Annotated in this window: 5 protein-coding genes; 4 read left to right on the top strand and 1 reads right to left on the bottom strand. The window is 64.3% G+C overall.

All coding sequences use genetic code 11. From position 1 onward, the window contains the following. Positions 1-1,628 (top strand): Tex family protein (locus ENZ74_RS13890; RefSeq protein ID WP_164761028.1); only part of this gene is annotated, 1,628 nt, incomplete at its 5' end. Here ENZ74_RS13890 and ENZ74_RS13895 read toward each other — a convergent pair. Next, entirely contained in the window at positions 1,629-2,540 is a 912-nt protein-coding gene (locus ENZ74_RS13895; RefSeq protein ID WP_063168910.1) for a LysR family transcriptional regulator, read from the bottom strand. A gap of 137 nt (positions 2,541-2,677) precedes the next feature. Between ENZ74_RS13895 and ENZ74_RS13900 the strand changes: the two genes are divergently transcribed. From ENZ74_RS13900 to ENZ74_RS13910, 3 genes are all read left to right on the top strand, one after another. Then, on the top strand, positions 2,678-3,874 hold the full coding sequence (locus tag ENZ74_RS13900; RefSeq protein WP_013529824.1) for an acyl-CoA dehydrogenase: 1,197 nt from the start codon (positions 2,678-2,680) through the stop codon (positions 3,872-3,874). A 112-nt stretch (positions 3,875-3,986) separates the two neighbouring features. Further along, the gene (locus ENZ74_RS13905) at positions 3,987-7,346 is read left to right on the top strand and encodes a transglutaminase family protein (protein WP_063168909.1); all 3,360 of its coding nucleotides are present in this window, start codon (positions 3,987-3,989) and stop codon (positions 7,344-7,346) included. 6 nt (positions 7,347-7,352) lie between these two features. Beyond that, the coding region (locus ENZ74_RS13910; protein WP_206522280.1) for a circularly permuted type 2 ATP-grasp protein at positions 7,353-8,187 on the top strand (835 nt) is incomplete at its 3' end.

Raw genomic sequence — 8,187 nt, forward strand, 5'->3', positions numbered from 1 at the left:
TGCTGTCGCTTGACATCGAGGTCGATGCCGATGACACCTCACCGGTGAAGCCGGTCGAGCGGATGATCGCCAATGCCTATGCCATCGGCGGCAGCCTTCCGGGTGACAGATGGCTGATGGAGGTGGCGGGCTGGACCTGGCGTATAAAACTGTCGCTGCATCTGACGCTCGATTTGATGCGCGATCTGCGCGAGCGGGCGGAGGAGGAAGCGATCCACGTCTTTGCCCGCAACCTCAAGGATCTACTGCTGGCCGCTCCCGCCGGCTCGCGCGCCACGATGGGGCTCGACCCCGGCATCCGCACCGGCGTCAAGGTGGCGGTGGTCGACGGCACCGGCAAGGTGCTGACAACGACGACGGTCTATCCATTTCCGCCCAGAAACGATGTGCGCGGCACGCAGGCGGAACTCGCCAAGCTCATCCGCCAGCACAAGGTCGAGCTGATTTCGATCGGCAACGGCACCGGCAGCCGCGAGACGGAAAAGCTGGTGGCCGACATGCTGTCCGACATGCCGGCGGACGGCGGGCCGAAGCCACTGAAAGTGATCGTCAGCGAGGCCGGCGCCTCGGTCTATTCGGCATCGGCGACGGCGGCGGCGGAATTCCCCGGCCTCGACGTGTCGTTGCGCGGCGCTGTCTCGATCGCCCGGCGGCTGCAGGATCCGCTGGCCGAACTGGTCAAGATCGAACCCAAATCGATCGGCGTCGGCCAGTACCAGCATGATGTCGACCAGTACCGTCTCGGCCGCTCGCTGGAAGCGGTGGTCGAGGACGCGGTCAATGCCGTCGGCGTCGATCTCAACACTGCCTCGGCGCCGCTTTTGGCGCGCGTTTCAGGTCTGGGCGCATCGCTGGCCGACGCGATCGTTGCGCATCGCGATGCGACCGGGCCCTTCGCCAGCCGGAAGGACCTGCTCAAGGTGCCGCGGCTCGGACCTCGGGCCTTCGAACAATCCGCCGGCTTCCTGCGCATTGCCAATGGCAGCGAGCCGCTCGACGCCTCGTCGGTGCATCCGGAGGCCTATGGTGTGGCGAAGAAGATCGTCGCTGCCTGCGGGCGCGATGTGCGGTCGTTGATGGGCGATAGTGCCGCGCTCAAGGCACTCGACCCACGCGTCTTCGTCAACGAGCGTTTCGGCTTGCCGACGGTGCGCGATATCCTGGCGGAGCTGGAAAAGCCCGGCCGCGACCCGCGCCCAGGCTTCAAGACGGCGACCTTCGCCGACGGCATCGACGACATCAAGGATCTGAAGCCCGGCATGCTGCTGGAAGGCACGGTCACCAACGTGGCCGCCTTCGGCGCCTTCGTCGATATCGGAGTGCATCAGGACGGGCTGGTGCATGTCTCGCAGCTGGCCGATCGGTTCATCAAGGACGCGCATGAGGTCGTGAAGGCCGGCGACGTGGTGAAGGTGCGCGTCGTCGACGTCGACATCAAGCGCAAGCGCATCGCCCTTTCCATGCGCAAGGATAGCGGCGAGGGCGGTGCACCGCGCAGCGGACCGCGCGACAATGGTGGCGGCAGGCCGGCACCACGTTCGCCGGCACCCCAGCAACGCCAGCCGGAGCGGCCGGCGCAACAGGGAGCGTTCGGTGCTGCTTTGGCGAATGCGCTGAAGCGAAAGTAGCTACCACGCCAGAACGGCCGGTTCCTTCTCGACCTGGCCCAGCAGCCAGTCGCGAAAACTGGCGACCGGCGGATGGCCGCGCTTGTCGTGCGGGACGACGAGATAGTAGGCACTGCGGCTTTGCATGGGCTGGCCTGGCGCCGGCACCAGCTGGCCGCGCTGCAATTCACCTGCAATGAGGATCAACGGCAGCAGCGCCACGCCGAGCCCCGCCATGCAGGCCTGGGCGGCGGTGCCGAACTGTTCGAACTGCATGCCGGGTCCGGTCGGCGCGCTCAGGCCCTGATGCTCGAACCATTCGGTCCAGGCGCCAGGACGCGTCGCCATGTGCAGCAGCGGCAGGCGGCCGATATCGGCCGGTGCGGCGATGGCGCGGCCGGCGAGGAATTCGGGCGACACGACCGGCGCCACGGTTTCGCGCACCAACAGTGTCGAGTCGGCCTCCGGCCAGTCCGGCAGGCCGTAGTGGATGGCGGCATCAAGCCTCTCCCTGGCGAAGTCGAAGCGACCGACGCGGGTGACGAAGTTGATGGTGATATCGGGATTGTTTTCGACGAAATCGGGGATCATCGGCATCAGCCAGCGCGTGCCGAAGGTCGGCAAAATGGCAAGGTTCAGCATGCCACTATGCCGATTGCTCATCAATCCAAGGGCTGCGTCACGCAATTGCCCAAGTGCTGAACGCACCGCCTCGGCGTAGATCTCGCCCGATGTCGACAGCCTGACATTGCGGCTGTCGCGTTCGAACAGCCGGCGGCCGAACTGATCTTCCAGAAGTTTGATCTGGCGGCTGACCGCGCCCTGGGTCAGATCTAGCTCCTGGGCGGCGGCGGTGAAACTGCCGAGCCGGGCCACAGCCTCGAAGGCGGCAAGGGCGCTGATGTTGGGTAAAAGGCGGCGTTGGACACTCATGATCCATTCCTAACGATCATTGATCGGTGAATCAATTTCGTTTGATTTTTTCGAGGCGCAGGCCGATAGAACGGGCCAACATTTTGCTTCATGCATGTCATCGTTTTGAGCGACATGCATTGGTTGGGAGAAACGCGATGGCCGCCGACAAGAACGCATTCGTCTGGGAAGACCCGTTCCTGATCGAGGGCCAGCTTTCGGAAGACGAGCGCATGGTGCGCGACGGGGCGGCCGCCTTCGCCGCCGACAGACTGGCGCCGCGGATCGAGGACGCCTACCTCAACGAGACCTTCGACACCGCGATCTTCCGTGAAATGGGCGAGGCCGGCCTGCTCGGCATCAACATCCCTGAAGAATTCGGCGGGCTTGGCGCGAACTACGTCACCTATGGGCTGGTCGCACGCGAAGTAGAGCGCGTCGATTCCGGCTATCGGTCGATGATGTCAGTGCAGTCGTCGCTGGTGATGTATCCGATCTATGCCTATGGCTCGGACGAACAGCGCAAGAAGTACCTGCCCAAGCTCGCCAGCGGCGAGTGGATCGGCTGTTTCGGCCTGACCGAGCCGGATGCAGGCTCCGACCCGGGCGGTATGAAGACGCGCGCCGAGAAGACCGCCAACGGCTACAAGCTGTCCGGTTCGAAGATGTGGATTTCCAACGCGCCCGTCGCCGATGTGTTCGTCGTCTGGGCGAAGCTGAAGGGGGAGAACGGCAAGGACGAGATCCGTGGCTTCGTGCTGGAAAAGGGCATGAAAGGGCTTTCGGCGCCGAAGATCGGCGGCAAGCTGTCGCTGCGGGCGTCGATCACCGGCGAAGTGGTGATGGAAGGCGTCGAGGTCGGCGAGGACGCGCTGCTGCCCAACGCAAAGGGCCTTGGCGGACCGTTCGGATGCCTCAACCGGGCTCGCTTCGGCATTTCCTGGGGCTCGATGGGCGCCGCCGAGGATTGCTGGCACCGCGCCCGCCAATACGGTCTCGACCGCAAGCAGTTCGGCAAGCCGCTGGCCGGCACGCAACTCTACCAGAAGAAGCTTGCCGACATGCAGACCGAAATTGCGTTGGGATTGCAGGCGTCCTTGCGCGTCGGGCGGCTGCTGGATGAAGGTAAGATGGCGCCGGAAATGATCTCGATCGTCAAGCGCAACAATTGCGGCAAGGCGCTGGACATCGCCCGCCAGGCCCGCGACATGCATGGCGGCAACGGCATCCAGATCGGCTACCACGTCATGCGCCACGCGCAGAACCTGGAGACGGTCAACACCTATGAAGGCACGCATGACGTGCATGCGCTGATCCTGGGAAGGGCGCAGACGGGGTTGCAGGCATTTTTCTGAGCCGGTAACCGTTGCTTAAATTAGGTGCACCGCAACATCTCTGCTTGGAGAATGGCCGCCAGATGTGTCAGGGTTCAGCGAAATCGTTTGAAACGCTGAATTCCGGGGCCCCATGGCAATTCTGGCAGCCGTCTACCACCTGACCCATTACAAATACGACCGGCCGGTGGTTCTCGGGCCCCAGATCATCCGGCTGCAGCCGGCGCCGCATTCCCGTACCAAGGTGCTGAGCCATTCGCTCAAGGTCGAGCCGGCGAACCACTTCGTCAATCTGCAGCAGGATCCTTACGGCAATTTCCTCGCCCGCTTCGTCTTTCCGGAGCCGGTGACGGAGTTGAAGATCGAGGTTGACCTCGTCGCCGACATGACGGTCTACAATCCGTTCGATTTCTTCGTCGAGCCGTCGGCCGAGGCGTTTCCGTTCGAGTATCCGGAAGAGATACGCGACGATCTCGCCATCTATCGCACTCCGGAGCCGGCGGGACCGCTGCTGTCGGCGCTGCTGAAGACCATCGATCGCAGCGCTGCCAACACCGTCAATTTCCTGGTCGATCTCAACGCGCGGCTGCAGCGCGAGATCGCCTATATCGTGCGCATGGAAACCGGTGTGTTCTCGCCGGAAGAGACCTTGGCCGCGAAAAAGGGATCGTGCCGGGATTCGAGCTGGCTGCTGGTGCAGATCCTGCGCAATCTCGGCATCGCGGCGCGCTTCGTTTCCGGCTATCTGGTCCAGTTGAAGCCCGATCTGGTGGCGCTGGACGGTCCAGCCGGAACCGCCGTCGACTTCACCGATCTGCATGCGTGGTGCGAGGTCTATCTTCCCGGCGCCGGCTGGATCGGCTTCGATCCGACCTCGGGCCTGCTCACCGGCGAGAGCCATGTGCCGCTGGCCGCCACGCCGCATTTCCGCAACGCGGCCCCGATTTCCGGCATGGCGAGCTTCGCCAATGTCGAATTCGGCTTCGAGATGCGGGTCGACCGCATCGCCGAACATCCGCGCATCACCAAGCCATTTTCGGACGAAAGCTGGCAGGCGCTCGACGCTCTGGGCAACAAGGTCGATAAAGCACTTGCCGCCGGCGACGTGCGGCTCACCATGGGCGGCGAGCCGACTTTCGTGTCGATCGACGATTTCGAGTCGGCCGAATGGAACACCGCCGCCGTCGGTCCCACCAAGCGCGAAAAGGCCGACGAACTGATCCGTAAACTGCGCGAGCGCTTTGCGCTGGGCGGCTTTCTCCATTACGGCCAGGGCAAATGGTATCCGGGCGAAAGCCTGCCGCGCTGGACCTTTTCGCTCTACTGGCGTGCCGACGGCCAGCCGGTGTGGAGCGATCCGTCGCTGATCGCACGCGAAAAGAGCGAGGCCGACATCGGCCCGAAGCAGGCCGAAAGCCTGCTCACCGCGATTGCCGGCGAACTCGGCATCGACAAAGCCATGGTCAGCGAAGCCTATGAGGATCCGGCCGAATGGCTGCTCAAGGAAGGCAAGCTGCCCGACAATGTCGATCCGTCCAACTCTAGGCTGGAGGATCCGGAAGAACGCAGCCGCATGGCGAAAGTGTTCGAACGCGGGCTGACCAAACCGTCCGGCTATGTGCTCCCCGTCCAGCGCTGGAACAGCCAGGCATCGGATCCGCGCTGGCGTTCGGAAAAATGGAAGACGCGGCGTGGCCGGCTGTTCCTGGTGCCAGGCGATTCACCGGTCGGCTACCGGCTGCCGCTCGGCACGTTGCCCTATGTGCCGCCGGAGCAATTCCCTTATATCGTGCCGGTCGATCCGTCACTGCCACGCGGCCCGCTGCCCGCGCGTGAAGCCATACTGGCCGGACCGGCTCCAGCCGAACTGGAAGGCGCCGACGAGATGGCGCGCCGCCAGCAGGCGGCATCGTTCACCGCTGCGACCGGCCAGCAGGAGCGGGTCGAGCAGGAGATCACCGAGATCGGCGGCGCGGTGCGCACCGCACTTTCGGTCGAACCGCGTGATGGGCGGCTTTGCGTGTTCATGCCGCCGGTCGAGGCGCTGGAAGACTATCTCGAACTGGTCGCGGCGGCCGAGAACGCGGCGAAGGCGATAGGCCTTCCCGTGCACATCGAAGGCTATGGCCCGCCGCACGATCCGCGCCTCAACGTCATCCGCGTCGCGCCTGACCCAGGCGTCATCGAGGTCAACATCCATCCTGCATCCAACTGGCAGGATTGCGTGGCGACGACGACGGCGATCTACGAGGAGGCGCGGCAGACACGGCTTGGCGCAGACAAGTTCATGATCGATGGCCGCCACACCGGCACCGGCGGCGGCAACCATGTCGTGGTCGGCGGTGCGACACCCAATGACAGCCCGTTCCTGCGAAGGCCGGACCTGCTGAAGAGCCTGGTGCTGCAATGGCAGCGCCATCCGTCGCTGTCCTACCTGTTCTCCGGCCTGTTCATCGGGCCGACCAGCCAGGCGCCACGCTTCGACGAAGCGCGTCACGACTCGCTCTACGAGCTTGAGATCGCTATGGCGCAGGTGCCGCATCCAGACCAGGGCAACGCACCCTTGCCATGGCTGGTCGACCGGCTGTTCCGCAATTTGTTGACCGACGTCACCGGGAATACGCATCGTTCGGAAATCTGCATCGACAAGCTGTTCTCGCCCGACGGACCGACCGGCCGGCTGGGGCTGGTCGAATTCCGCGGCTTCGAGATGCCGCCCAATGCGCGCATGAGCCTCGCGCAGCAACTTTTGGTCCGCGCCATCATTGCCCGTGCCTGGAAGAGCCCGCTCGACGGCCGTTTCGTGCGTTGGGGCACATCGCTGCATGACCGCTTCATGCTGCCGCATCATGTCTGGGCCGATTTCCTCGACGTGCTCGACGACCTCAAGCTCAACGGTTTTGAGTTCCGTCCCGAATGGTTCGACGCCCAGCTCGAATTCCGCTTCCCGTTCTGCGGCGAGGTTCAGCATGCCGGCATCAAGCTGGAACTGCGCCAGGCGCTGGAGCCGTGGCATGTGATGGGCGAGCAAGGCGCGATCGGCGGCACCGTGCGCTTCGTCGATTCCTCGGTCGAACGGCTGCAGGTCAAGACCGAAGGGCTGAACCCGGAGCGCCACGCAGTCGTCTGCAACGGCCGCATCGTGCCGATGAAGGTCACTGAGAATCGCGAAGTGGCGGTGGCAGGCGTGCGCTTCAAGGCCTGGCAGCCGGCATCGGGCCTGCATCCGGCGCTGCCCGTCAACACGCCGCTGGTCTTCGACATCTATGACCGATGGTCGGGCCGTGCGGTCGGCGGCTGCGTCTACCACGTCGCCCATCCCGGCGGGCGCAATTACGACACCTTTCCGGTCAATGGCAACGAGGCGGAAGCTCGGCGGCTCGCCCGCTTCGAACCGCGTGGCCATACGCCATCCGCCTATGTGATCCGTGAAGAACAACCGGCGGAAGATTTCCCGATGACCCTTGACCTTCGGCGGCCGGCAAGACTCTGATCAGCAATGGCAAAGGGGAATCACAAGAGGGGACGCGGCAAGCCGCAGACCCACAGCCTGCTGGAGCACTACCAGCCCATAGACGGCGTCGTCGACGAGATGGTCGATGCATCGGGCAATCCTCGCCCGGCCTGGAAGCATTTTGTCGAGGCGCTCGAGGAACTCGGTGCTGAAAAGCTCGGCCAGCGCTTTGCCCGCGCCGACCAGTATCTGCGCGATGCCGGCGTTTATTACCGCGTCTATGACAAGGCCGGCGCCAATGAACGCGAATGGCCGCTGGCGCATGTCCCGGTTCTCATCGAAGAGAGCGAGTGGGCGGCGATCAGCGCCGGCCTCGTGCAGCGCGCCGAACTGTTCGAGGAAACCATCGCCGATATATACGGGCCGAACCGGCTGGTCGAAAAAGGCATCCTGCCGGCGGGATTGATCGCCGCCAGCCCCGAATATTTGCGGCCTGTCCTCGGCACCAAGCCGGCCGGCGGCCACTTCCTGCATTTCTGCGCCTTCGAGCTCGGCCGTGGACCTGACGGCCAGTGGTGGGTGCTTGGCGATCGCACGCAGGCGCCGTCCGGCGCCGGCTTCGCACTGGAAAACCGCGTCGCCACCACACGCGCGCTGTCCGACATCTATGGCGAGATGCATGTGCACCGCCTTGCCGGCTTTTTCCGCCGTTTTCGCGACGCGCTGATCGGCATGGCCAAGGAGACCGACGGCCGCGTCGCCATCCTCACGCCGGGGCCGCTCAACGAAACCTATTACGAACACGCCTACATCGCCCGCTATCTTGGCATCATGCTGCTCGAAGGCGAGGATTTGACCGTTTCAGGCGGCCGGCTCATGG

The sequence above is a fragment of the Mesorhizobium sp. M7A.F.Ca.CA.002.15.2.1 genome (assembly GCF_003998715.1).
Classification (GTDB): domain Bacteria; phylum Pseudomonadota; class Alphaproteobacteria; order Rhizobiales; family Rhizobiaceae; genus Mesorhizobium; species Mesorhizobium ciceri.